Origin of the sequence: Natroniella sulfidigena, assembly GCF_023223645.1 — a bacterium.
Taxonomy (GTDB): domain Bacteria; phylum Bacillota; class Halanaerobiia; order Halobacteroidales; family Halobacteroidaceae; genus Natroniella; species Natroniella sulfidigena.
Genome location: NZ_JALKBY010000003.1, coordinates 177,205 through 203,504 on the forward strand (window position 1 = coordinate 177,205; position 26,300 = coordinate 203,504).

General features: G+C 34.9%; 29 protein-coding genes. 1 reads left to right on the plus strand and 28 read right to left on the minus strand.

Translation table 11 applies throughout. From position 1 onward, the window contains the following. Nucleotides 1-2 precede the first annotated feature (2 nt). From atpD to MWH28_RS03350, 11 genes are all read right to left on the minus strand, one after another. Nucleotides 3-1,430 (minus strand): F0F1 ATP synthase subunit beta, encoded by a 1,428-nt coding sequence (gene atpD, locus MWH28_RS03300; protein WP_282580105.1) that lies wholly within the window; start codon nucleotides 1,428-1,430, stop codon nucleotides 3-5. A 20-nt stretch (nucleotides 1,431-1,450) separates the two neighbouring features. Continuing rightward, nucleotides 1,451-2,305: an ATP synthase F1 subunit gamma gene (atpG, locus tag MWH28_RS03305; RefSeq protein ID WP_248617855.1), complete on the minus strand. Its 855-nt coding sequence runs from the start codon at nucleotides 2,303-2,305 to the stop codon at nucleotides 1,451-1,453. A 40-nt stretch (nucleotides 2,306-2,345) separates the two neighbouring features. Further along, complete coding sequence (gene atpA, locus MWH28_RS03310; protein ID WP_248617856.1) at nucleotides 2,346-3,875, minus strand: F0F1 ATP synthase subunit alpha; 1,530 nt, start codon at nucleotides 3,873-3,875, stop codon at nucleotides 2,346-2,348. A gap of 1 nt (nucleotide 3,876) precedes the next feature. Further along, complete coding sequence (gene atpH, locus MWH28_RS03315) at nucleotides 3,877-4,440, minus strand: ATP synthase F1 subunit delta (protein ID WP_248617857.1); 564 nt, start codon at nucleotides 4,438-4,440, stop codon at nucleotides 3,877-3,879. Next, on the minus strand, nucleotides 4,434-4,937 hold the full coding sequence (gene atpF / locus MWH28_RS03320) for a F0F1 ATP synthase subunit B (RefSeq protein ID WP_248617858.1): 504 nt from the start codon (nucleotides 4,935-4,937) through the stop codon (nucleotides 4,434-4,436). Before atpF ends, atpH begins: the two co-directional genes overlap by 7 nt. Nucleotides 4,938-5,043: 106 nt before the next feature. Beyond that, nucleotides 5,044-5,304 (minus strand): ATP synthase F0 subunit C, encoded by a 261-nt coding sequence (gene atpE, locus MWH28_RS03325; protein WP_248617859.1) that lies wholly within the window; start codon nucleotides 5,302-5,304, stop codon nucleotides 5,044-5,046. A 208-nt stretch (nucleotides 5,305-5,512) separates the two neighbouring features. Then, a complete protein-coding gene (gene atpB, locus MWH28_RS03330) occupies nucleotides 5,513-6,217 on the minus strand; it encodes a F0F1 ATP synthase subunit A (protein ID WP_248617860.1) in 705 nt (234 codons plus the stop codon). 18 nt (nucleotides 6,218-6,235) lie between these two features. Next, on the minus strand, nucleotides 6,236-6,625 hold the full coding sequence (locus MWH28_RS03335; protein WP_248617861.1) for an ATP synthase subunit I: 390 nt from the start codon (nucleotides 6,623-6,625) through the stop codon (nucleotides 6,236-6,238). Nucleotides 6,626-6,636: 11 nt separating this feature from the next. After that, nucleotides 6,637-6,849, minus strand: coding sequence for an AtpZ/AtpI family protein (locus tag MWH28_RS03340; RefSeq protein ID WP_248617862.1), 213 nt, complete (start codon nucleotides 6,847-6,849; stop codon nucleotides 6,637-6,639). A 394-nt stretch (nucleotides 6,850-7,243) separates the two neighbouring features. Next, complete coding sequence (locus MWH28_RS03345; protein WP_248617863.1) at nucleotides 7,244-8,260, minus strand: glycosyltransferase family 4 protein; 1,017 nt, start codon at nucleotides 8,258-8,260, stop codon at nucleotides 7,244-7,246. Nucleotides 8,261-8,421: 161 nt separating this feature from the next. After that, nucleotides 8,422-10,566: a catalase gene (locus MWH28_RS03350; RefSeq protein ID WP_248617864.1), complete on the minus strand. Its 2,145-nt coding sequence runs from the start codon at nucleotides 10,564-10,566 to the stop codon at nucleotides 8,422-8,424. 188 nt (nucleotides 10,567-10,754) lie between these two features. Here MWH28_RS03350 and MWH28_RS03355 point away from each other — a divergent pair, with 188 nt between their 5' ends. Beyond that, nucleotides 10,755-11,276 (plus strand): hypothetical protein, encoded by a 522-nt coding sequence (locus tag MWH28_RS03355; RefSeq protein WP_248617865.1) that lies wholly within the window; start codon nucleotides 10,755-10,757, stop codon nucleotides 11,274-11,276. Nucleotides 11,277-11,438: 162 nt separating this feature from the next. On the opposite strand, the gene MWH28_RS03360 is transcribed toward MWH28_RS03355, so the two are convergent. The 17 genes from MWH28_RS03360 to pyrG form a co-directional block, all read right to left on the minus strand. Beyond that, nucleotides 11,439-11,900 carry a deoxycytidylate deaminase gene (locus MWH28_RS03360; protein ID WP_248617866.1) on the minus strand — a complete coding sequence of 154 codons (462 nt, stop codon included), beginning with the start codon at nucleotides 11,898-11,900 and terminating at the stop codon, nucleotides 11,439-11,441. Next, nucleotides 11,887-12,516, minus strand: coding sequence for a uracil phosphoribosyltransferase (gene upp / locus MWH28_RS03365; RefSeq protein WP_248617867.1), 630 nt, complete (start codon nucleotides 12,514-12,516; stop codon nucleotides 11,887-11,889). The genes MWH28_RS03360 and upp overlap by 14 nt, the downstream gene beginning before the upstream one ends. A gap of 32 nt (nucleotides 12,517-12,548) precedes the next feature. Continuing rightward, nucleotides 12,549-13,784: a serine hydroxymethyltransferase gene (locus MWH28_RS03370; protein ID WP_248617868.1), complete on the minus strand. Its 1,236-nt coding sequence runs from the start codon at nucleotides 13,782-13,784 to the stop codon at nucleotides 12,549-12,551. 14 nt (nucleotides 13,785-13,798) lie between these two features. Next, the gene (gene rpiB / locus MWH28_RS03375; RefSeq protein ID WP_248617869.1) at nucleotides 13,799-14,236 is read right to left on the minus strand and encodes a ribose 5-phosphate isomerase B; all 438 of its coding nucleotides are present in this window, start codon (nucleotides 14,234-14,236) and stop codon (nucleotides 13,799-13,801) included. Nucleotides 14,237-14,352: 116 nt separating this feature from the next. Beyond that, nucleotides 14,353-14,820, minus strand: coding sequence for a low molecular weight protein arginine phosphatase (locus MWH28_RS03380; RefSeq protein WP_248617870.1), 468 nt, complete (start codon nucleotides 14,818-14,820; stop codon nucleotides 14,353-14,355). A 6-nt stretch (nucleotides 14,821-14,826) separates the two neighbouring features. Continuing rightward, entirely contained in the window at nucleotides 14,827-15,357 is a 531-nt protein-coding gene (locus MWH28_RS03385) for a manganese efflux pump MntP (protein ID WP_248617871.1), read from the minus strand. Nucleotides 15,358-15,369: 12 nt separating this feature from the next. After that, nucleotides 15,370-15,945: a manganese efflux pump MntP gene (locus MWH28_RS03390; RefSeq protein WP_248617872.1), complete on the minus strand. Its 576-nt coding sequence runs from the start codon at nucleotides 15,943-15,945 to the stop codon at nucleotides 15,370-15,372. Between the two features lie 68 nt (nucleotides 15,946-16,013). Next, nucleotides 16,014-17,057, minus strand: coding sequence for an L-threonylcarbamoyladenylate synthase (locus tag MWH28_RS03395; protein WP_248617873.1), 1,044 nt, complete (start codon nucleotides 17,055-17,057; stop codon nucleotides 16,014-16,016). 317 nt (nucleotides 17,058-17,374) lie between these two features. Next, on the minus strand, nucleotides 17,375-18,238 hold the full coding sequence (gene prmC, locus MWH28_RS03400; protein WP_248617874.1) for a peptide chain release factor N(5)-glutamine methyltransferase: 864 nt from the start codon (nucleotides 18,236-18,238) through the stop codon (nucleotides 17,375-17,377). A 1-nt stretch (nucleotide 18,239) separates the two neighbouring features. Next, the gene (prfA, locus tag MWH28_RS03405; RefSeq protein WP_248617875.1) at nucleotides 18,240-19,316 is read right to left on the minus strand and encodes a peptide chain release factor 1; all 1,077 of its coding nucleotides are present in this window, start codon (nucleotides 19,314-19,316) and stop codon (nucleotides 18,240-18,242) included. Between the two features lie 41 nt (nucleotides 19,317-19,357). Further along, nucleotides 19,358-20,212 (minus strand): DUF1385 domain-containing protein, encoded by an 855-nt coding sequence (locus MWH28_RS03410; RefSeq protein WP_248617876.1) that lies wholly within the window; start codon nucleotides 20,210-20,212, stop codon nucleotides 19,358-19,360. Between the two features lie 93 nt (nucleotides 20,213-20,305). Next, nucleotides 20,306-20,509 carry a 50S ribosomal protein L31 gene (rpmE, locus tag MWH28_RS03415; RefSeq protein WP_248617877.1) on the minus strand — a complete coding sequence of 68 codons (204 nt, stop codon included), beginning with the start codon at nucleotides 20,507-20,509 and terminating at the stop codon, nucleotides 20,306-20,308. Nucleotides 20,510-20,617: 108 nt separating this feature from the next. Beyond that, a complete protein-coding gene (rho, locus tag MWH28_RS03420) occupies nucleotides 20,618-21,868 on the minus strand; it encodes a transcription termination factor Rho (RefSeq protein ID WP_248617878.1) in 1,251 nt (416 codons plus the stop codon). Between the two features lie 280 nt (nucleotides 21,869-22,148). Further along, nucleotides 22,149-22,994 (minus strand): class II fructose-1,6-bisphosphate aldolase, encoded by an 846-nt coding sequence (fba, locus tag MWH28_RS03425; protein WP_248617879.1) that lies wholly within the window; start codon nucleotides 22,992-22,994, stop codon nucleotides 22,149-22,151. An 82-nt stretch (nucleotides 22,995-23,076) separates the two neighbouring features. Continuing rightward, entirely contained in the window at nucleotides 23,077-23,715 is a 639-nt protein-coding gene (locus MWH28_RS03430) for a hypothetical protein (protein ID WP_248617880.1), read from the minus strand. A 90-nt stretch (nucleotides 23,716-23,805) separates the two neighbouring features. Beyond that, nucleotides 23,806-24,555: a hypothetical protein gene (locus MWH28_RS03435; protein WP_248617881.1), complete on the minus strand. Its 750-nt coding sequence runs from the start codon at nucleotides 24,553-24,555 to the stop codon at nucleotides 23,806-23,808. Between the two features lie 131 nt (nucleotides 24,556-24,686). Further along, nucleotides 24,687-26,282, minus strand: a complete 1,596-nt coding sequence (gene pyrG / locus MWH28_RS03440) for a CTP synthase (protein WP_248617882.1) — start codon at nucleotides 26,280-26,282, stop codon at nucleotides 24,687-24,689. Between the last annotated feature and the right edge of the window lie 18 nt (nucleotides 26,283-26,300).

The window sequence follows — 26,300 nt, forward strand, 5'->3', positions numbered from 1 at the left end:
GATTATTCACGTCCTTTTGACTTTTCTGCTTTCTCCACTGCTTCATCGATTGTTCCTACATATAGGAACGCTTCTTCAGGTAAATCATCATGCTTTCCTTCTAAGATTTCTTTAAATCCACGAACCGTCTCATCTACAGATACATATTTACCAGGCATTCCAGTAAACTGTTCTGCTACAAAGAAAGGCTGGGATAAGAAACGTTCAATCTTTCTTGCTCGTTCTACAGCTAATTTATCGTCCTCTGATAATTCATCCATACCTAAAATAGCAATGATATCTTGTAAATCTTTATAACGTTGTAAAATCTCTTGGACTTGACGTGCTACTTGATAATGCTCATCTCCTACAATATTTGGATCCAAAATTCGTGAAGTAGAATCTAGTGGATCTACTGCAGGATAGATACCTTTCTCTGCAATCGGTCTTGATAATACAGTCGTTGCATCTAAGTGAGCAAAAGTCGTCGCTGGAGCAGGGTCAGTCAAGTCATCTGCTGGTACATAAACTGCCTGTACAGATGTAATCGATCCCTCTTTAGTTGATGTAATTCTTTCCTGCAATTCTCCTACATCTGTAGCTAAAGTTGGCTGATAACCTACCGCTGAAGGCATTCTTCCTAATAAAGCAGAAACCTCAGAACCTGCCTGAATAAATCGGAAGATATTATCAATAAATAATAGTACGTCTTGCCCTGCTTCATCACGGAAGTATTCGGCCATTGTCAATCCTGTTAATCCTACTCTCATTCTAGCTCCAGGTGGTTCATTCATCTGTCCATAAACTAAAGCAACTTTATCTAGTACTCCTGACTCTTTCATTTCTAACCATAAGTCATTACCCTCTCTAGTACGCTCACCTACACCAGAGAATACTGAGTAACCACCATGTTCTGTCGCTATATTATTGATTAACTCCATAATCAATACTGTCTTACCTACACCTGCTCCTCCAAATAGACCTACTTTACCACCACGGGCATAAGGAGCTAATAAATCAACTACCTTAATTCCTGTTTCAAAGATCTCAGTAGATGTATCTTGTTCTTCATAAGCCGGTGCGTCTCTATGGATTGGAGAATAAGTTTCAGTCTCTACCTCTCCTCCTTGATCAACCGGTTCACCTAATACATTAAATATTCTTCCTAGACATTCTTCACCGGTTGGAACAGAGATTGGTCCATCTAAATCTAGAGCATCCATTCCTCTAACTAAACCATCAGTAGATGTCATAGCTACACCTTTGACTCTGTTATCACCTATCTGCTGCATAACTTCAATTACAATTTCACGTTCATTTGCCTCATCTATAATCTTTACTGCACCATTAATTTCTGGTAGCTTGCCACTGTCAAATTCAACTTCAACTACTGGACCAATAACTTGGACGACTTTCCCAATATTTTGGTCTGTAGTAGCATTTTGACTCATCATAATACCCCCTCTAACTCCTATTCTAATGCTTCAGCCCCACCAACAATCTCAGAAAGCTCCTGTGTGATTGCAGCTTGGCGTGCTCTATTATAAGATAAAGTTAATTCCTCAATCATCTCTTCAGCATTATCAGTTGCAGAATCCATAGCTGTCATCCGTGAAGCAAATTCACTAGCTTTAGATTGTAACAATGCACCAAAAATAATATTTTTGATATATTGAGGTAATACAACTGATAATACTTCTTCAGGTGACGGCTCATATAAATACCTAGTATCAGGATTTTCAGGTTCCATATCGTCTGGGTCAACAGGTAATAACTTAATCTTTTTTACCTCTTGGTTAATTACACTTTTAAAATCAGTATAAACTAAATAAATTTCATCAAAGATTTCTTCTTGATATAGCTCAACTACCTCCTGAGCAAAATTAGCTGCATTATGAAAAGTAGGACTATCTTCTAGTTCAAGATATTCAGAAATTATTTCAACATCTTGCCTTTTAAAATAATCTCTTCCCTTTTTACCTACAGTAATCAAATTATTTTCTTTCTGATCAGCCTCAATACTAGTTTCAACCTCTTTAATAACTCGATTATTGTATGGGCCAGCTAATCCTCGATCTCCAGTAATCAAAAAGTAACCAACTTTCTTTACATCACGTTCTTCTAACAAAGGATGCAATCTATTATCTATCTTAGCAGTAACATTAGCTAAAGTCTTACGTGTCTTTTCAAAAAAGGGCTTGGCATTTTCAGCCCGCTCCTGTAACCTTCTTAATTTAGCAGCAGCAACTAGTTTCATTGCTTTAGTAATCTTTTTAGTATTCTCAACACTAGCTATCTGCCGCTTAATATCTCGCATACTTTTCATCTAACTCACCCCACTTTCTTCCCCAGACATTTAACTTTAATTAAGCTGTTTCTTTCTGTTCACTAGTTACAAAGTCTCCTTTAAACTCCTCAATAGCAGCTTTTAATTTTTCTTCTGTCTCTTCTTCTAACTCTCCAGTTTCAGCAATCGCCTCTCCAATTTCTGGATGGCTATTTTGAACAAAACTGATAAACTGATCCTCAAATTCCTCAATATCTTCTACAGGAATATCATCTAAGTGACCATTCGTTACAGCATAAATAATAACTACTTGGTCTTCTACTTCATATGGACTAGTTTCATCCTGTTTTAATACCTCAACAATTCTTTCTCCACGAGCAAGCTTTTGTTGAGTAGATTCATCTAAATCAGAACCAAATTGAGCAAATGCTTCTAACTCACGATACTGAGACATATCAAGTTTTAATGTTCCTGCAACATCCTTCATTGCACTAACTTGGGCATTTCCACCAACTCGTGATACAGATAAACCAACATTGATCGCTGGTCTAACTCCTGAGTAGAATAATTCACTTTCTAAAAAGATCTGCCCATCAGTGATTGAAATTACATTTGTCGGAATATAAGCCGAGATATCACCAGCTTGTGTCTCAATAATTGGTAAAGCTGTCAAAGAACCAGCTCCCAATTCATCACTTAATTTAGCAGCTCGTTCTAATAAACGAGAGTGTAAATAGAATACATCACCAGGATAAGCTTCTCGTCCAGGTGGTCTTCTCAATAATAAAGACATTTCACGATAAGCAACAGCGTGCTTAGATAGATCATCATAAACTACTAATACATCTTCACCATCATGCATGAATGCCTCTCCGATAGCACAACCTGCATAAGGTGCTAGGTATTGTAAAGGAGCTGGATCACTAGCAGAGGCAGAAACAACAGTTGTATACTCCATTGCTCCAGTTTGCTCTAACTTATCTACTATTTGAGCAACAGTAGATGACTTCTGACCAACAGCTACATAAATACACTTTACATCTTTACCTTTTTGGTTAACTATTGTATCAATACCTACAGCAGTTTTACCTGTCTGTCTATCACCAATAATCAACTCACGCTGTCCTTTTCCAATTGGCACCATAGAGTCAATAGATTTAATCCCTGTTTGCAATGGTTGTTCTACTGGCTGTCGTTCAACAATTCCAGGTGCATCAGATTCAACAGGTCGAGTCTTATCAGTATTGATTGGGCCTTTTCCATCAATAGGCTGACCTAAAGCACTTACAACTCTCCCCTTTAGCTCATCCCCTACAGGAACCTCAACAATTCTTTGGGTTCTATGTACAGCATCTCCCTCTTCAATTTTAGACTCATCACCTAAAACCACACAACCAATACTATCTTCTTCTAAGTTCAATACCATTCCATAAACGCCACTATCAAATTCTAGTAATTCACCTGCCATTGCATCTTCTAATCCATGAATTCTAGAAATTCCATCACCAACACTAAGGACAGTTCCTACTCCTTTAGTCTCTAACTCAACATTATAATTTTTTATCTGCTCTTTAATAATAGAACTGATCTCTTCTGCTCTAAGATTCATTCTATCTCACCCCTAACTTACTTACTTCTAAATTATTTAAATTCTTTTTCATCTTATTTAATTGATTTGATAAACTTCCATCAATTACTTTGTCACCAATCTTCACTATTAAACCACCTAATAGATCAGGCTGAATCTCTATATCCAAATCAACTTCTTTTCCAGTAAACTTCTCTAACTTACCCTTAAGAGAGTTCTTATTCTTTTCAGACAATTCAATTGGTGCCTTTACAGCTACTTCTATTTTATTCCTTTGAGCACTTATTAAACCTTCAAACTGCTGATAAACATCTTCTAAATAAATCTCTCTTCGCTTATCAAAAAGCAATTTGATAAAGTTAAGTAACATCTCAGATATCTCATCTGAAAAAACATTATCAAACAACTCTCTTTTTTGTTTAACAGCCAATTTAGGATGCTCTAATACCTGCTTTAACTCTTCGACTTCATTGACCATTCTTATTACTTCTGAAAACTCTTGCTGAGTTTTATCTAGAGTTTCCTCTTCAACTGCTAATTCAAATAAAGCCTGAGCATATTTTTCAGCAACCTTATTCTTTAACATTTCAGGTCACCCAATTTCTCTTCATCTAACTGTTCAATATAATTACTGATTGTTTCTTCTTGCATTTGGTCATCAATAGATTGTTCAATCAGTTCTTTAGCTATTTGAATTGAAATAGTAGCTACCTCATCCTTTAGATCCTCAACAGCTTGTTGTTTACTTCTTTTGATCTCTTCTTCAGCTTTTTTAATCTTACGATTAGCTTCTTCCTTAGCTTCAATGATTATATCTTCTTTAACTCTTTCAGCTCGACGAGAACTATCTTCAATTATATTTTGAGCTTCTATCTTAGCTTCTTTAAGTTTTTGTTGATATTCTTCCTTTATTTCTTGAGCAGCCTGTTGCTTCTGCTCAGCACTATCAATTTTATTGGATATGCTTTGTGCTCGCTCTTCCATAAAATTACTCATCGGCTCAAACAAAAAGTGACGTAAAAGTAAAAATAAAACTACAAAATTGAATAGTTGAAACAAAAACGTTATATCAATACTAATCACCTATGATTCCCTCCTTTCAAAACTACACCACCAAATAAAAGAATTAGAATAGAAGATGAATAATGTCACCCATTACCCATCTTCAATTAGTAAGTAAAATAATTTCTTATCCCAATAAACCAAGAAGAGGATTAGCAAATAATAAAATTAAAGCAACTACTAAACCATAAATACCAGTTGTCTCAGCAACTGCAGCCCCTAATAACATAGTTCTAGTAATAACACCTTGCGCTTCTGGTTGTTTACCTACTGCTTCAGCACCTTTACCTGCAGCAAATCCCTGACCAATTCCTGCTCCAATACCAGCTATCATTGCCAAGCCTGCTCCAATTGCAGATGCGGCTAACACTAATGCTTGATCACTCATTATTCATTTCCCCCTTAAAATTATTAATTTATTCTATATATATTTGTAAATTAGAATACCTAAATTGAAAAACCTTGAATCTCTAGTAACTCTACTAATCACCATTATACTAAAATCTAAAAGCTAATCTTGACTAATTTAATACTTTACAAATAAAATAACATAATCACTTCAATAGTCATTCTTAATTTAGCTAAACTTAGATAGATTACTCTACTTCCATGGAAATATAAGTCATAGTTAACATTGAGAAGATGAACGCCTGTAAGACTCCTGCAAAGACATCAAAATAAATAGTAGCTATTCCTGGAACTACCAATGGGACCACTCCAAACAACAAAGCCATAATTACTACACTTCCCATCATATTACCAAATAAACGAAAAGCTAATGATATAGGATCAGCAAATGCACCAATAACATTTATTGGGAAGAGCAGTGGCATTGGTTCAAAATAGCCTTTTAAGTAAGCACCAATTCCTTTGGTTTTAACTCCAAGAAAATGTACATTAATAGCAGTAATAAATGCTAAAGCTAATGTAGTATTTAAATCAGCTGTAGGAGTATAAAGGTTAAAGAGATCCCTTCCCGGAATAATTCCAACTAAATTGGCAACTACTAAATAAATAGTCAATGTTCCAATATAGGAAACAAAAGCCTTATTCTTGGATTCCATTGTAGTCTCTACTAAATTAGCAATCGCTTCTACATACGCCCCCATTATATTTTGTAGACTACCTGGCTCAGGTTCCTTTTTCAGATCCTTAGTAGCTAGCCAAGAAATCAAAACTAATGCTGCCATGATAAGCCAAGTAGTAGTTACAGTAGACTTCACTGGAGCACCAGCAATATTAAATAACCTAGTTACCGCATTATTGGGTAAATAAAACAATTCTACTGGGGCAAATTCCATTCATTTTCCCTCCTTTCCTTAAAATTCAGAATATTTTTGATTGGTTGTCCAGTAATTTAGAGCATTACTTGTTAGAACAACTAGTTTTACTGTTAGCGTCCCAATTACCGTAGTTAATAAGTTGACATCATTACGTTGTAAAGCTATGTAAAAAACAGCAAACCACAACATGTACCTTATTATATATTGAACAAAAACATAAATCCCAGCTTTAATCGGACTGAATTCAACTGCTTTTTGTAAAGACATTGATAATAATTGAAAATTAATCAGACTCATTACTGAGCCAACAAAAAAGCCAAAAACAATCTCATGACTAGATAACACAAATAACAACAATAATATACAAAAATCCAACAAGGCTGTCCACTTTAAAATAAATAGTTTTGTCTCTTGTATTGCTTTCATATAATCACTTCCTAATCTTGCTGAGACATAAGTAATTTATAAGCATTTCTAAAACCAACTATAACTCCCAGCACAACAAAAACAGCCAAAAACAAAGCTCCTGTTCCTAACCAGTCATCTAATTTATTACCTAACAACATACCAATTATTATCGGAATTAAAATAGCAATTCCTACTTGTGATAATAATGATAGTGCTTTTAAAACCCCTAATTCATTTTTCATTATAACTCTCCTAAGGTCTAGCTTTTAATTTAAAAATTGCTTGTATTTTATGTGCAACTAAAACTAATTCATAAAATCATTAATTTCTAGTTTATACAATTCAATTTTAGTTATGCATATAACAAAAAGAACTGCTCAATTACACTTGAGTAATCTCTCCTAATTCCTCTATCATTATACTATAAATTAGTAATTTTGTAAAGTTAATTTCCAGTAAGAAAGCAACATCTTTTCCCCTTAAAATCTAAGTCGATAGATGTTCTTCTATTCAAAAGATTCGCACAATTACAATCTGTTTTTAGATCTTCTCATTTGTAATTATTAGATACCAGATTTTAAGCATTCTATTTTGTAATATCTGGCATCTAATATCCAATAAAAATCAATTATAAGATTAATTTCCTAAATTTAATTCAGAATTTAATTTTTTAAAATCAAGACTACCTATAATTAAAAATAATATAGCACTCCCTAATAAAAATAGAGCTTCTTCAATAGTAGCTAAACTTACTCCAATGGCAATCATACTTAAGAAAATACTAATTAAATAAATAATTAAAACAACTTCAAATTGTTTCAAACCTAAAGCCAATAATTTATGATGAAAATGATTATTATCAGCTTGGAAGATAGGTTGACCAGCTAGCTTCCTTCTTATAATGGATAATAGGGTATCAAAGATTGGAATCCCTAAAGCTAAAATTGATACTATTAAGGTTAAAGCTGTTACGCTTTTTAAAGCTCCAGTAATTGAAATTACCCCCAACATAAATCCTAAAAACATACTACCTGTATCCCCCATAAAAATTTGAGCAGGATTGAAATTATAACGTAAAAAACCCAAAGTTGAGCCAATAACAGTCAAAGTCAAAATCACAGTCAAAACTTGCCCTTGTTGATAAGCAAAAATAGCCAAAGTTATAGCTGCAATTACAGTAATTCCACCTGCTAAGCCATCTAAACCATCTATTAAGTTGATAGTATTAGTTATCCCCACTAGCCAAATTAAAGTTAAAGGTATTGATAACCATCCTAAATAATACACTCCACCCCATGGATTAGTAATAAATTGAATCTGTAAGCCCAAAAATATTGCTACTAATGCTATAACAATTTGACCTATTAACTTATTCCAAGCAGATAACTCGTATAAGTCATCTAGAATGCCTAAGCCAAATATTAAACTCCCACTGACCAAAATAGCTAAAAAATCTCGACTATAACCTAACAGTAATAAAGTAAAGACTACTCCAGCATAAATAGCAAGCCCTCCTAGATTAGGTATAGGCTGCTTATTAACCCGTCTCTGATTAGGATAATCTAGTGCTCCTACTTTAAATGCTAACTTTTTAACCTGAGGAGTTAAGATCAAACTAATTATCCCTGCTACTAATAGTGGGTAAAAGAACATTCTTCTCACCCTTTCTAATTAAACAATTAATGTCCACTCCTAATTCTATGTAATCTCTTCTCTAATGTCAATTGTTTAATCTTGTTAATAATTACTATTAGTACAGAGTTGAAATAAAGGATCCAAACTTTTAGTAAATTATTTGGACCCTTCAAAAAATTTTAAGCAGGTACCATTTCTTTTTTGTTTTTTCGCTTCCAATGGCGATGTTGAGCAATAGCACTGACAAATTGTTGACTGAAGTAACCTTCCTGTTCAATAGTTCCCATATCTCCTGCATTTCTGATAGTTACTATCCCCATCTTTGAAACAAGCTCTGCTTGACTATCTAGAGCTGCTAGCTCGATTCCTTCAACTTGGGATATAACAAGCAGATCGACTCCTTCATTTGTAGCTCCAATTGTCTTCCCATGCTTAAATGCTTCATTGACAAAATGTAGAGCATCACCTTGTTGTAATAGATTATCCACACTCTGTCGCCCACCAGGAATATAAACTGCATCGTACATAATTGATCCGGTATTAACATAGTTCTTATTCACTTCTAACTGTTGTCCATCTACACCTGTAAGCATCCCTAAATTCTTACTGATAATCTCACTATGAACACCAGCACTCTTTAGAGCTTCCATAACTTGTGTTACTTGGTGGTGATTAAATCCATCCTCCAGTAAAATAGCAACCTTTCTAGTTGCTGCTACTTGATTAGTATTTTCCTGACTTACTGCTGGAGATGAAGCAGTAACACCTGTTCCACCTGGGTTTTGAGGGGGAGCTACACCTATTCCTTTAGCAATCTCAGTGGCTAGTTCTCCATCAACATGATTAAACATCTCTACTACGCGTTCTTTAATCTGTTTGTCCATCACTGCTCCCACTTCAAAATGAAATGCTTCAATAATATGCTCTTTTTCAGCATTTGACATACTATTCCAAAAGAGGCTTGCTTGGCTGTAATGATCATTAAAACTCTCACTACGTTCACGTACTTTCTTGCCGTCAACCTTTTCGGTATAATGAGCATATCCATGTTCAGTATCTGGGGTAGGATGTGGTGCATTACCTCGCAGTGAATTAGGTGAATAACTAGTAACACCTTGATCAATCGTCATTCGGTGATAACCCTCACGTTGATTATTATGAATCGGAGCTAGTGGTCTATTGATCGGAATTTCATGGAAATTAGGGCCACCTAAGCGAATAAGTTGAGTATCAAGATAAGAAAAGAGTCTGCCTTGTAAAAGAGGATCATTAGTAAAGTCAATGCCTGGTACTACATTAGCAGGATGGAAAGCAACCTGCTCTGTCTCAGCAAAGAAGTTATCGACATTACGATCTAAGGTCATCTTACCAATTGGTTTAACAGGAACAATCTCTTCGGGCCAAATTTTAGTAGGATCAAGAACATCAAAATCAAAATTGAACTCATCTTCCTCTTCTATAATCTGTATGCCCAATTCGTATTCTGGATAATCTCCCTTAGAGATGGCATCCCATAAATCACGGCGATGGTAGTCAGGATCCTTACCCGCTAGTTTTTGTGCTTCATCCCAGACTAAAGAATGGACACCTAATAAAGGCTTCCAGTGAAACTTAACAAAACGCCCTTTACCCTCTCCATTGACAAATCTAAAGGTATTGACACCAAAGCCCTCCATCATCCGATAGCTACGAGGGATAGCCCGATCAGATAACAGCCACATAATCATATGGGTTATCTCTGGTGTATTAACAACAAAGTCCCAAAATGTATCATGAGCTGCTGAAGCTTGGGGCATATCATTATGTGGTTCGGGTTTGATTGAATGAACAATATCTGGAAACTTGATTGCATCTTGGATGAAAAAAACGGGAATATTATTTGCTACAAGATCATAGTTTCCATCCTCTGTATAAAATTTAGTTGCAAATCCCCGTACATCACGTACCGTATCAGCTGAACCTTTCGAACCTACCACAGTAGAAAATCTAACAAAGACTGGGGTCTTAATTGACGGATCCTGTAAGAACTTTGCTTTAGTAAGCTCAGCCATCGACTCATAAGGTTGAAAATGTCCATGAGCACCAAATCCTCGAGCATGGACAACCCGCTCTGGTATTCGCTCATGATCAAAATGGGTCATCTTCTCTCTAAAATGAAAGTCCTCCATCAGAGTTGGCCCGCGATTACCTGCTTTAAGTGAGTCATCAGTATGAGAGACACCTACTCCCTGATTAGTAGTCAATTTTTGATCATCATGATTGACTCGAGATTCATTTAGTTGTTCTTCCTTACTATATTTATTTACATTGTTTTCATTATCCATTTTTTCACCTCTTGTTTTAAATCTTCTAGATTAACTGGAAATACATGATTAGTATAGCTATCAAGACTATAGATTATTCAATTGATTAAAAAGATCTACTTTAGCAATTTTAGATTTTAAAAGAGGAAAATAATTTTTGTGAAGAGAATAATAAATAATATAAATGTAGAGTTGTGGAGGGTAAAGTTATGGATTATTCAACTAAAGAACTGGTTATAATTTCAATTACAGTAGCACTGATGGTTGTTGTTGGCTTTATATTTTATGCTCTTGCTAATTTTTTATTATTTCCAGGTTATCGATTTATCATCTTGGGGGCTTTTTTAGGGTTTATGATAACTATCCCTATCTTAAAGATTAGAAAAGTTGGGGTAATTACTGTCACCAGTATTGTCTTTGCTATGATCATGAGCTTAATCTCTATCTTTATGGGACTAGCTATTGTAATGACAGCTTTAGCTACAGAATTAACAGCCTTTTTACTATTTAGAGATTATACTACTAAACATAAGATTATCTTTTCAGCAGCCTTTTATCCTTTCTATGGAGCAATAATTTTTGTTTTTATTTCAAGCTTATTAATTGGCAAGAATATCTACGATTTAATTGGTAGTCCAACCTTATTTTTGATCTCTTTAGTTATCGTCTATGGATTAGGACTCCTAGGTTCATCTGCTTCATTAAATACAATTGGAAAAAGGTTAAGATAAATAAGAAAGTTGCCTCTGGCAACTCAGCTTAAGTCTAAGATTGAGTTTAAGTAAAACTAACAAATATCATCCACAACCTCTAAAAAGATAATTTCTTAAACAATAAAAAAGAGCTAAGAGCAATTTACTTAAACTGCTCTTAGCTCTTTTTATTAGATCCAATTACTCAAACTGTTGTAACTCAATTTCTGCTTCTTCTATCATCTCTAAAGCTAATGAATCAGGATACCCACCCTTAAAGATGATCTTATCAACTCCAGCATTAATAATCATCTTAGTACAAAGAATACAGGGTTGATGAGTGCAATATAGAATTGCCCCTTCAATAGAAATCCCATGTAAAGCAGCTTGAATAATAGCATTCTGTTCAGCATGCAATCCTCTACATAGCTCATGCCTCTCTCCAGATGGAACTTCTTCTTGGTCACGTAAACAACCAACTTCTTGACAATGTTGTAAGCCACTAGGGGCTCCATTATAACCTGTAGCTAAGACTCTTTTATCTTTTACAAGCAAAGCCCCTACTTTTCTTCGCAAACAGGTTGAACGTTTAGCTACTACTTGAGTCATCTCCATAAAGTATTGATCCCAAGAAGGTCGCTGCTTACGATTATTTGGTTCCATACAATCTATCACCAGCATCACCTAAGCCGGGTTCAATATAAGCATGATCATTCAACTTTTCATCAACAGCAGCTGTATAAATATCAATATCAGGATGAGCTGCCTGTAACTTTTCTATGCCCTCTGGAGCAGCTACTAAACACATAAATCTAATCTTCTTGGCCCCTCTATCTTTAACAAATTGTAAAGCTGCTTCTGCTGTACCTCCAGTTGCTAACATTGGATCAACAACAATTAATTCCCGGGCTCCAATATCAGTTGGCATCTTACAATAATACTCTACAGGTTCTAAAGTATCTGGATCACGATACAGACCAATATGACCAACTTTAGCAGTTGGAATTAAATCTACTACTCCATCTACCATCCCTAGTCCTGCCCGCAAAATAGGTACTACAGCTAACTTCTTACCTGCAATCACTTGTGCTGTTGTTTCTGTAACAGGAGTCTTAATTTCAATTTCTTGTAAAGGTAAATCTCTAGTAACCTCATAGGCCATTAAAGTAGCAATTTCATCAGTTAATTCTCTAAATTCTTTAGCTCCAGTCTCTTCTTTTCTTAAATGGGTTAATTTATGTTGAATCAATGGATGATCAATTACATGTACTTCACTCATTTAATTTACCTCCTTGAATTCATTAGTAAATGCTATTCTTTATGTAGTGGATAACTTTTAACTAGTTCTTTAACCTTTTCCCTAACTTCTTCCTTTACATCTTGATCTTTTATATTTAATAGTAATTTATTAATTAAACTTCCAATCTCCTTCATTTCTTCCTCTTTCATTCCTCGAGTGGTCAAAGCAGGTGTTCCCAATCTAATCCCACTAGTAACAGTTGGACTTTCTTCTTCAAAAGGAATTGTATTCTTATTAACAGTAATTCCTACCTCATCTAAAGCTTCTTCTGCTTCCTTCCCTGTTAAACCACTACTAATTACATCAACTAATAGTAAATGATTATCTGTACCTCCAGAAACCAATCGAAATTCTTTGCTAATTTCGCTAGCTAAAGCTTTAGCGTTATTAACAACTTGCTGTTGGTATTCTTTAAAATCATCTGTTAGTGCTTCTTTGAAAGAAACTGCTTTAGCAGCTATAATATGCATCAATGGCCCACCTTGAATACCAGGAAAGATTGCTTGATCAATCTTCTTACCCAACTCAGCTGTAGATAAGATCATTCCTCCTCTTGGCCCTCGTAAAGTCTTATGAGTTGTTGTAGTTACTACATCAGCATATCTAACCGGATTTTGATGTAAGCCAGCAACTATTAATCCCGCGATATGAGCCATATCTACCATAAAGTAAGCATCTATCTCATCTGCTATATCTCTCATCTTTTTAAAGTCAATCTCTCGTGGATAAGAACTTGCTCCTGCTACAATTAATTTTGGCTTTTCCTTTTTGGCTAGTTCTCTTAACTGCTGATAATCAATTAATTCTGTATCAGCATCTACTCCATAAGATATAAAATCATAATAAGTCCCTGATAAATTGACCGGACTACCATGAGTCAAATGACCACCATGGGTCAAATCCATCCCCAAAACCTTATCCCCTTTATCCAATAAAGCAAAATAAACTGCGGCATTAGCTTGAGATCCAGAATGAGGTTGAACATTAACACGTTCTGCTCCAAATAATTCTTTGGCCCTCTCTCTTGCTATCTCTTCAATTTGATCTACATATCCACAACCACCATAGTATCTCTTTTCTGGATATCCTTCAGCATATTTATTAGTTAAAACACTACCCATTGCCTCCAAAACAGCCTCACTAACAAAATTTTCTGACGCAATCATTTCTAGGTTATCATGCTGTCTTTTTTTCTCCTGTGTCATAAGTTCTGCTACCTTAGAATCTACTTGCTCCAAATTCTTCATTATATTACTCCTTTCTAACCTTCTAACTCAGTAATTTTATCAATTCTACGTTGGTGTCGTCCACCATCAAATTCAGTCGTTAACCATGTTTTTACAATTTCTAAAGCCAATTCACTGCCAACTACTCTTTCCCCTAAAGTCAATACATTTGAGTTATTATGTTGCCTGGTTGCTTTAGCTGAAAATACATCATGACATAAAGCCGCCCTAACTCCATTAACCTTATTTGCAGCTATTGACATTCCAATTCCTGTTCCACAAACTAAAATCCCTCGCTCATATTCCTCTTCTCCAACTGCAGTAGCCACTTCTTTAGCAAAGTCAGGATAATCTACTGAATCACATGAATCAGTTCCCAAATCATCATAGCCAATATCCAATTCATCTAATAAATCTTTAATCTTACTCTTTAAATTATAACCACCATGATCACTACCTAATGCAACTTTCATATTTACCTCCTAAAATCTCTTTATATTATGTATTATAACTAAATATTACTAATAAGAACAAAAATCGTGCTAGTATCCTAAGTAATGATTCTTTAGCTTCAGACTTTCTCCTTCATTTAATCCAGTTTTTTTATAACTTTTTTGAGTTCTTCTTTTATCTCCTCTGCACATTCTTTATAAACAGATAAAGGTTGTCCAAATGGATCAGAAATATCTAAACCCTTATTATCTGTAGCAGCATACTCTTTTAACGTATATATTTTATCTTCAACTTGAGGATAAGCATCTAAAATAGATAGTTTATGCCGCTGAGTCATTGTCAAAATCAAATCAGCTTCAGTTATCAAATCAACAGTCAAGTAGCTGGTTTGATGAGTAGTTAAATCAAGATCTTCTTCTTTCATAACTTCTATTGCTTGCCTAGCAGCACTTTTCCCATCCACAGCAGCTATCCCTGCTGATTCAACATCATAATTATCCAGATTATTCTTCTCAAGTAAATCTTGAAAAAGAACCTCTGCCATACTGCTTCTACAAGTATTGCCAGTACAAACAAACAGAACCTTCTTGCTAATTATAATCACCTCCTCTTAAAAGATCATCATCTTAACTCCAAATCCTATCAAAATAGCTCCTCCTATTAAACCAGCTCTTTTAATTACAGATCCTAAGCGATCACCAAGGGTCAAACCTATCATCGTCATTGCTAAAGCAACTGCCCCAAAATAAATTACCATCTGATAGATCTCCACCCCTAATGCCCCTAAGCTAAAACCTACTGTCAAAGCATCTAAGCTGACACTCAGTGGTAGTAGAAAAAAACCACTTCCTTCTAGTTTAATCTCAAGTTGCTCTTCCTTTAATTCTTCATAGATCATATGAGCTCCTAATAAAATCAAGACTACTGCTCCTATGTAATCAGCAACCTCTCCTAAATAACCACCCACTAATCCACCAATGTAGAGACCAAATAACGGTAATATAATATGTAAAGCTCCTACTAGCAAGCTAAATTTTAAAGCTTGATCTTTATTTACTCCTCCAACTCCTACTCCAATTCCTAAAGGTAAAGCATCCATTCCTAGAGCAATTCCAATAAATATTATTTCATAAAAGCCCATCTTTTCAGCTCCTTAGTTGATTGATAGCAAAAAATGAATTCCTAATAAAATTAATACAACTCCTCCTAAAACTTCAGCTTTGTTAGCTATAAGGTTTCCAATTTTATTACCAACTAATAGACCAACAATCACTAATACCCCAGCAATAATTCCTAATGTAAGCGAAGTAATTACAGTATTAATTTCTAGCATTCCTAGACTAAAACCTACTGATAAAGCATCCATGCTAACACTTAATGGTAAGATTATTAGAGTCCAACCATATAAATTCAGATTATAATTTATGCTTTCTTCCTCTTTGAGTTGTTCATAAATCATAATCATCCCTAAGATCATCAATAATCCCGAAGCAATTACTGTTGTGATCTGATCAATTGTCTCTTCAAAGTAATAATTCCCAAAAAAATTATATAGTAATCTTCCTAGATTAATCCCTAAAAAGGTCATTAAAATATGAAAAAGTCCAATCAGTAAGCTCAACTTAATAATAACCGCTAACTTTAACTGTCTAGTACCTATCGCAACCGAAACTGAGAAAGCATCAGCTCCTAACGCTATCCCTAGAGTGGCCAGCTCTAAAAAACTCAAATTATCCCCCCTAATTAAAATAAAGCTTTTTCTATTTATATTCTAATTAGAGGTAGGTTATCCACTGACTAAACTTCAATAATTTGATAAGCTGCAGATTTACGTAATCTATTCATAATAGCAAGACCTAGCCCTTCTACTGGTAATCCTTCAACAATGATCTTATCGACCCCTTCATCATCAAATTCACGCAATAATTTGAAGATATTAGTACTGATTTCAACCAAATCACTTCTACTGCCCATCTCTTTAACAGTTACGTTTTGATAGTAGTTACTAAACTCATTAGTAACCATCACTCCTACTTTAAATTCATAATTCTCAGCAATTAATTCTTTAATTTTATCTGATATCTTTTCAATCTTTCCTTCAACTAAAATAACTTCAGCTTGCGGAGAATAGTGTTTATACTTCATTCCTGGTGAGATTGCTTGTTGATCATTATTAGCTAACTTAGCTTCTACAGTAGGATCGATCTCAACTTCTCCTAAAATTTCAGTCAATTGTTCATATGTAACTCCCCCAGGACGGAGTAAAACTGGTGTAGAATGAGATAGATCAACCACCGTTGATTCTACTCCAATCCCCGTCTGTCCTCCCGCTAAAATCCCATCAATCTTCCCTGCTAAGTCATCTATTACATGCTCAACTAAAGTAGGACTTGGCTTCCCAGATAGATTTGCACTTGGAGCAGCAACAGGAAGTTGAGCAGCCTTAATTAACTTCAATGCTACAGGATGCTGAGGCATTCTAACCGCTATTGTTTCTAACCCTCCTGTAGTAACTGCTGGTACTGTGTTATTTTTGGGCAAGACAATTGTTAATGGTCCGGGCCAAAAATTAGCAATCAACTGTTTGACATCTCCAGTTAATTCCCCTCTAACTAAAGATTTCAACTCCTCCTGCTCAGCAATGTGAACGATCAACGGATTATCACTTGGCCGACCTTTCGCAGTAAAGATCGACTTAACAGCTGCTTCATCCAAAGCGTTGGCCCCTAGCCCATAGACTGTTTCAGTTGGAAAGGCAACCAGTTTACCTTGTTGTAGTAAATCAGCTGCTTCTTTTATTTCAGAGTCATCAAAAATTTTAGTCCCTTCAATTGACTTCATCCTTTACCCCTCTTTTCTATTCTCACTTCTAATTTAACTATAGGTAAATTAACCTAAGTAATAGTATATAATATTTAACTCAAATTGTTAAGAGGGAAAGGCTACAATTACTATTACCTACTTGCCTTGAAATTATTCAACCGCTTAATTTTGACCCTTGATTGATAAATAGCTTAAGTTTAAGGCTGAGGTTGAGTTTAAGTCAATCACTAGAAACATAAGAGCTTAGCTCTTACTTAGACTTAGACTCAAACTTAAACTTAAACTTAATTGTAATAAAGCTAAGCAATCATAAAATAAAGAGTAGGCTAATTAGCCTACTCTTTAACATAACTAGCTTTTACAATTCGCTCGATTCCACTATAATCTTCAATAATCTCTATCTCCTTAAAGTTAAACTCCTTTAACATCTCGGCAACCTTTCTTGCTTGATTAATTCCCACTTCTAAAAGAATCAACCCATCTGACCTTAACTTAGTAGTTGCTTGCTTGATAATTTGATAATAATAATCAAGCCCCTCTGCTCCTCCATCCAACGCAAGCATTGGCTCTGCTTTAACCTCTTGTTGTAAATCAGATAGTTGCCCAGTTGGAATATAGGGAGGATTAGAGACAATAAGATCAACCCGATCATCCAATGGCTCTAATAGATCACCAAGCCTAAAATCAATCTTACCTTTAACTTGATGTTTGATTGCATTTTTTTGAGCAATCTTTAAAGCCTGCTCAGATATATCTATCCCAACTCCTGTTAGATCTTTAGTAGCTAACTTAACCAGACTAATAATAATAGCTCCACTTCCTGTTCCTACATCAGCTATCTTAAGCTCAGTCTGATCTAATTCAGCTATCAACTCTAAAGCAGTCTCTACTAAATGTTCAGTTTCAGGTCTAGGAATCAAAACATCAGGAGTAACTTTAAACTCCAAAGACATAAACTCTTGATTTCCAACAAGATAGGCAACCGGTATCCCCTTGCTTCTAGATACTACTAATTCTCGATAGCGATCAACCTCAGACTTCTCTAATGGTTGATCAAAATTAACATATAGCTTTATCCTCTCTAACTCTAAGACCTCTGCTAATAATATCTCAGCATCTAAACGAGGGGTGTCAAGCTCATGTTCTTTAAAGAAGTTTGTTGTTTTATCTAATAAATCTTTAACTGTCAACTGCTCCAATTTAATCCACCTGCTTTAATTTTTCTATCTGATCAGCTGTGATTAGAGCTTCAATCACTTCCTCTAACTCCCCATCTAAGATTGATTCTAATTGATGGCTGGTTAGATTAATTCGATGATCACTTACTCTTCCCTGAGGAAAGTTATAAGTTCTAATCCGCTCACTTCTTCCTCCAGTTCCAATTTGGCTCTTTCTTTGTTCGGCAACTTCTGCTTGTTGTTCCTTTTCAATCTTTTCCTTTAATCTAGCTCGTAAGATTCTCATCGCCTTATCTTTATTTTTATGCTGAGATTTTTCATCTTGGCAAGAAACAACCAAACCAGTCGGCTCATGAGTAATTCTAACTGCAGAATCAGTAGTATTTACACTCTGTCCCCCAGGACCACTAGAACGGTAGGTATCGATCTTTAAGTCATGATTTTTAATCTCAATATCTACTTCCTCAGCTTCTGGCAAGACAGCTACTGTAGAGGTAGAGGTATGAACTCGACCACTCGATTCTGTTTCTGGTACTCGTTGTACTCGATGAACACCACTTTCATATTTCAATTTACTATAAGCTCCTCTTCCTTCAATGATAAAGATTATCTCTTTAAACCCTCCCATTTCAGAAGAGCTTGAGCTCATAACCTCGACTTTCCAGCCTTGCTTTTCGGCATAACGAGTATACATTCGATAGAGATCACCCGCAAAAATATTTGCTTCATCTCCTCCAGCACTACCACGGATCTCAACAATAACATTCTTTTCATCATTAGGGTCTTTAGGAATTAACATTAAAGGTAACTTTTCTTTTAATTCTTCAAGTCGTGGTTCAGCTTCTGCAAGTTGCATCTTAGCTAATTCAATCATCTCTTCATCATCAGCTATCTCCAATACTTCTTCTGCTTCATCAACATTATCTTTTAACTCTTGATACTCATTATAACTTGTAACAATCTCTTTCAAATTTGCATATTTTTTAGATAATTTTTGGAATCTTTCTTGATCATTAATTACTTCTGGGTCACTTAATAAACCCTCTATTTCCTTATAGCGTTCTACAACACTATCCAATTTATCAATCCATTTTTCCATAAATTAAGCCTCCTTACTTTAATCTTAAGACAAATTCAATATTAATCATCTAAAATTGCTTCTAAAGACTTAAGAGCAACCTCTATTTGATCTGAAGATGGTTCTTTTGTTGTTAGCTTTTGCAGTTGCAGCCCTGGGATAGCCAACAGCTTAAATATCTTGCCTGCATTCTCTCGACCAGCCTGTTTAATCAACTCATAAGATAGTCCAGCAACTACTGGGAGTAATGAAATATGAATCAAAATTCGATTAAGCAGAGTAGGTCTTCCAAAAAATGAGAAGATCAAGATACTCATTAAAATCACGATCAATAAAAAATTAGTCCCACATCTGGGATGTAGAGTAGTGAATTTCTGAGCATTTTCAATACTTAATGGCAGTTCTGATTCATAATTATGAATCACCTGATGTTCTGCCCCATGATATTGAAAAACTCGCTTAATATCTTCCATCTGAGAAATAACTACTACATAAGTCAAGAAAAAGGTAACCTTAATAGCCCCCTCAATCAGATTCAAGACCAAATTTGATGCTATAAAATCTTGAACAAAACCAATTAATGTAGCTGGTAAAATTACAAACAATACTATAGCCAAACCAAAAGAAATCCCAATGGTAGTTACCAATTCTAATAAAGTCAACTCTTCTTCTTCTTCACTAAATTGATTAGCTGAAAAAGTCAAAGCCCTAATACCTAAAATCAATGATTGAAACAAAGCCACTACCCCTCTTAATAAAGGCCACTCCAAGAATTTGAACTTATTAGCAATTGAATCTAACTTGTTTTTTTCTAATACTATCTCTCCATCTTCTCTACGAACTGCAATCGCTAATTCATCCTTGCCCCGCATCATAACCCCTTCAATCACCGCTTGACCTCCATAATCGCGAGCCATCTTCTTCCCTCCTTTAATTTTTTAACTTTACTAACAAATCTTATCTAAACCTTAATATGAAAAAATAGCAGAGCTAGGGCCCTGCTATCGAAATTAATCTTCAATGCCATATTTTTTCTTAAACTGTTCAATTCGTCCACCCTTAGCAGATTTTTTCTTTTTACCAGTATAAACTGGGTGACAATTAGAACAAGTCTCTACTTTCAAATCGCCTTTAGTGGTCTTAGTCTTAAATGTCTCTCCACAAACACAAGCTATTGTAGCTTCTTTATACTCTGGATGAATAGCTTCTTTCACTTAGCTCACCTCTTTCTATTTTTCCTTAGATTTCAACTGTTACATTATAACATAGCTGAAATTAGATTGCAACCTAACAGCCTAGTTTAAAATTGAAACAAAGAAAAATTAACTGAGTACCTTCCGTAATGACTCTAACATTTCCTTATTATTATCACTTGCCTTAATCTTTTTAATAAAAGTATCAATTATCTTACTTGGATGTGCATTATTCATCTCTCGTCTAATCTCCCACATAGTCTCTAATTCATATTCTGATAACAATAATTCTTCTTTACGAGTTCCAGATGATTTAACATCAATCGCTGGGAATAATCTCTTCTGGGCCAAATTACGGCTCAAATGAAGCTCCATATTCCCTGTACCTTTAAATTCTTCATAAATTACATCATCCATCCTACTTCCTGTCTCAACCAAAGAAGTTGCTAGTATAGTTAGGCTACCACCTTCTTCAATATTTCTAGCTGCCCCAAAAAAACGCTTAGGCTTATGAAGAGCAGTCGGATCTAATCCACCTGATAATGTCCTCCCACTGGATGGAATATTAACATTATAAGCCCTAGCTAATCTTGTAATACTATCAAGCAAGATGACTACATCCTGTTTTTGTTCTACTAACCTCTTTGCCTTCTCTAAAACCAATTCAGAAACATTGATATGGTGTTGAGGTGGTTCATCAAAGGTAGAACTGATCACCTCAGCATCAACAGAACGACGCATATCTGTTACTTCTTCTGGACGTTCATCAATCAAGAGCATCATCAGCTTAGCATCTGGTAAATTAGCACTGATACTATTAGCAACCTTTTTTAATAATACAGTCTTACCAGCTTTAGGAGGAGCTACAAGCAGACCACGTTGGCCCTTTCCAATAGGAGCTATCAGATCAATTAATCTGCTAGATATCTCTGCTGGATTACTCTCTAAGCTAATCCTTTCTCGTGGATACAAGGGCGTTAAATCTTCAAAGTGTGGACGCTCTTGAGCTAATTCTGGATCTTGATAATTAACAGCTTCGATTCTTAACAAAGCAAAATAACTTTCATTCTCTTTAGGTTGCCTTACCTGCCCCGACACAACATCTCCATTTCTTAGATCAAATCGTCTGATTTGAGAAGCAGAAATATAAATATCATCTGTGCTAGGTACATACTTTGAAGGACGTAAAAAACCATAACCATCTGGCAAGATCTCTAATACACCTTCAGCAAAGATAAGTCCTCCTTTTTCCGTCTCAGTCTTTAATATTTTAAAGATCAATTCCTTTTTCTTTAAGCTACTATAGCCAGTAATATCTAATTTTTTAGCAATCTCATATAATTCACTAATTGTTTGTTCCTCTAATTCACTAATATTCATTAACTAACTTCCTCCCAAAAATTTATTCCAAACTTAAAGCTTAAACGAATTTCACTATATGTATAAAGTTAATAACTATAATATCAGCTCTATCGTCTAAGCAGACTTATTGCCTGCTAAAGTTGTTAACCCACCCATAATTATAACACCATTTAATTTAACAAGTCAACTATTAGTATATTATTCCTTCAGTTGAATAATTTATAACTAAAATAAAGATTATATACAGGAAAAAGGAGCAGATTCTACTCTGCCCCTTTAAAATCTTCTTAACTTTTAATTAAGCTTTATCATTACTACCAAATAATCTAATCTTTTCTTTAACTGCTTCTATCATAGCTTCTCTTCCTGGTCCACAAATTTTACGTGGATCATAAACATCAGGATCTTCAAGTACCTCTCTTACTTTAGCAGTCCAAGCTTGTTGGAAAGCAGTATTAACATTGATCTTATTAACACCCAATTCAATTGCCTTAGTAACACTTTCCTCTGGTACACCAGAAGCACCATGCATTACTATTGGAAGAGGAATTCGATTATTGACTTCTTCTAGTAATTCAAAGTCAAGTTCAGGCTCCCCTTTATAAACCCCATGTGCTGTACCAAAAGCAACAGCTAAAGCATCAACATTTGTTCTTTCTACAAATTCTACACACTCATCTGGATCAGCTAGAGAAGCACTCTTAACAACATGATCATCTTCAGCTCCACCAATTTTCCCTAACTCTGCCTCAACAGTAACTCCTACTGCATGAGCAGCTTCAACCACTTTTTGAGTTAGAGCAACATTTTCTTCAAATGGTGACTTAGAACCATCAATCATTACCGAAGTAAATCCATTTCTAATACATTCAATAATCTTACTGAAGCTACTACCATGATCAAGATGGATTGCTACTGGTATATCAGCATTTTCAGCAGCAGAAATAGCCATCGGCAAAGCAAGGTGCATATCCATATACCTCAATGCTCCTTCACTTGCTTGTAAAATAACAGGAGAATTCTCTTCTTCAGAAGCTTCAATAATAGCTTGTAAAAACTCTAAATTATTCATATTGAAGCCACCTACTGCATAACCTTCTTGATTCGCCTGCTCTAAAATTTGACTCATTGGTACTAATGACATTTTTTATAACCTCCCTTATAAATTCCCACTAAATATTTATTCCAGATATTTGTTAAAATTCCTTTTTTTAGTTGAAGTTTTTTTAATTTGTTCGCTCTAAAGCACTAACGACCCCTTCTAAGATCTTAACTTTCCTTAACTTCTTTAAAAATAGTAAATCATCTTTGGTTTCCGCATTAATCGTAATTGCACCATAACACTGATGACAAGTTAACTTAACTTTACCTGGTAACATTTCAATCTCTATATCGTCATTACCACACTGACAAGTTAAGCCACTATTTTCAGCGATATCATGTAAAATATTTAAAACAGAAAGCATTACCTCTGGATTACTAAAGTAATCTTCAAACTCTAGTTTGTCCATCATTAATTCTAAATATTCTTCTTCTAAATCAGCCAGTTTTTTCACCTCAGTATAAGGCCCTAAATAACCTAATTCAGCTCCATTATCGACACACTTAATCTTTTTAACTTGATTAGACCATAATTCACTCTGTTTATAAAATACTCTATGCTCAGATTCACAGATTATACAATTATATTTTAATTGATAACGTTTAGAATTATTTTTAATTACTACTAACTTAGTAAAATCACAACCACACTTTATTTCTAATTTATCAGTACCAGAAAAATAAAAGATATTAATTTCATTTAATTCCAACTCTCCACAAAAGGGACATCGCCAAGCAAAAGTAGTACTAAAATCGAGTAGCATCTCTCTACCTCCTCTAACATAATTATTCTCTATTAAATTTAAAACTCCTCTTCATAAGAAGAAAAAAAGTTGCCCAGCTAGAGCAACAATTTAGATCTGTTTGATATTTACTTGTTTGACTCCCTGATTTAGTTCTAAGCTAACCCAATAATCAACAGTTAGCTCTTCAAAATCAATCTCTTCTTCTTCCTTAAGTAATAGTGTATCAGGGCCAACTTGATAACCCCTCGTTTTTGGGTCTAATCTACTACCTACATTAACTTTAATTCTTTTATTCTCAGTATCAAGATCAGTTACTACACCATTAACCTCATAATTATAGATGATTATTTTCTGTAATCTATCTTCTAAGCCTAATACTATTAATCCACTATCTCCATCTTGAATCTCTTCTAATTCAACTTGATGGTTATTTCGCAATAACTCTACTTGCTCCCCCAACTGATATTCAATCTCTTCTCTTGTATTCAAATCTTTAACTACTAAGTGATCACGTTCAATTCTTTTAATTTGAACAGGAAGTGCCTTGTAAGCTGCTGTTATCTTATTTATCTGCTCATTAACTAATTCAACTTTAGCTTGTTGAAACACCTCTGGCATAATCGGCTTTAAAGCTGGAAGTGAAACTTGCTTACCATTTAACTTAATTGAACTGTTAAGTTGAACCTGGTACTCTTCTACTCCAGTCTCACTCTTGAATAAAATAGTATTTTGTTCATCATTAACAGCAACTATTTCACCTGTTATCTTTTCTGTATCTTCCACGTCTCTAGCTGCTACTTCTACAACTCCAACCAATAAACCTAGCAATAAAATCATAATTATAGTTAACCGTTTCATCTTTTATCCCCCTCGTATATCTTTTGTTAGTAATATTATTTACATTATTTAGAAATATATACAAGGTTTTTCTATTTTTTTATATAATAAAAATCCCCTTCTATACAGAAAGGGATTTTAAACAAACATTATTATTTTAAAGTAGCTTCTACAAAACCTTTAAATAAAGCATGAGGACGATTAGGTCGTGACTTAAATTCAGGATGGAATTGACTAGCTACAAACCAAGGATGATCAGCAACTTCAACCATCTCTACTAATCTATCATCTGGAGAGACTCCAGCTAAGATCAATCCCTGCTCTATCATCTTTTTACGATAGTGATTATTGAATTCATAACGATGGCGATGGCGTTCATAAATAACCTCTTGTTGGTATAACTTACGACTAACAGTATCCTCAGCTAACTTACAAGGATATAAGCCTAACCTCATTGTTCCTCCTTTATCCTCAACATCTTTTTGTTCTGGCATTAGATCAATTACTGGATGTGCAGCATCTACGAATTCAGAACTATGAGCTTGCTTCAAATCACAAACATTACGAGCAAATTCAATTACAGCACAGTGCATTCCTAAACAGATCCCTAAATAAGGAACTCTATTTTCCCGTGCATAACGGGTTGCCTCAATCTTACCTTCAATTCCTCGATCACCGAAACCTCCTGGCACTAAAACTCCATCAACATCTTCTAAAAGCTCATCTGCGCCTTCCTCTTCAACATCTTCAGCATGAACCCATTTGATCTCGACATCTGTTCTATTAGCAATTCCTGCATGCTGTAATGCTTCAAAAATACTGATATAGGCATCCTGCAGCTCAACATACTTCCCTACAATTGCTATTTTAACAGTACGCTCTAAACTTTTCATACTCTCTACTAAGTCTTTCCACTCATCTAAACTTGGTTTAGCTACTTTAGAACGAAGTTTTAATTTACGTAATGTTATCTTGGCCAACCCTTCTTCTTCCATAATCAATGGCACCTCATAAATATAGTCTGCATCTTTCGCTTGAATTACAGCCTCTTTTTCAATATCACAAAATAAAGCAATCTTATCCTTAACTTCCTGAGTTAAATCCCGATCAGAGCGACAAACAATTACATCTGGTTGAATACCTAAACTACGCAACTCTTTAACACTATGTTGAGTCGGCTTTGTCTTTAACTCTCCTGCTGCCTTTAGATATGGAACTAAAGTACAATGAATATACATTACATTCTCCGGGCCAAAATCACTCTTACACTGCCTAATCGCCTCTAAAAAAGGTAACCCTTCAATATCTCCTACAGTTCCTCCAATCTCAACTAATGCTATATCAACCTCTTCATCATCACCCAAGCGCTTAACTCTCTTTTTTATCTCATCAGTGATATGAGGAATCACTTGTACAGTTCCTCCTAAATAATCACCTTTTCTCTCCTTAGCAATCACTGTAGAATAGATTTGACCAGTCGTAACATTTGAGTTCTGATTTAAATCGATATCAATAAATCGTTCATAATGGCCTAAGTCCAAATCTGTCTCTGCTCCATCATCAGTTACAAAGACCTCTCCATGTTGATAAGGACTCATTGTTCCTGGGTCTACATTGATATATGGATCTAATTTCTGAACAGTTACATTCAATCCTCGCTCCTTTAATAATCGACCTAACGATGCTGCTGTAATCCCTTTCCCTAATGAAGATACAACTCCTCCAGTTACAAAAATATATTTTGTCATAATTAATCCTCCCCTAAT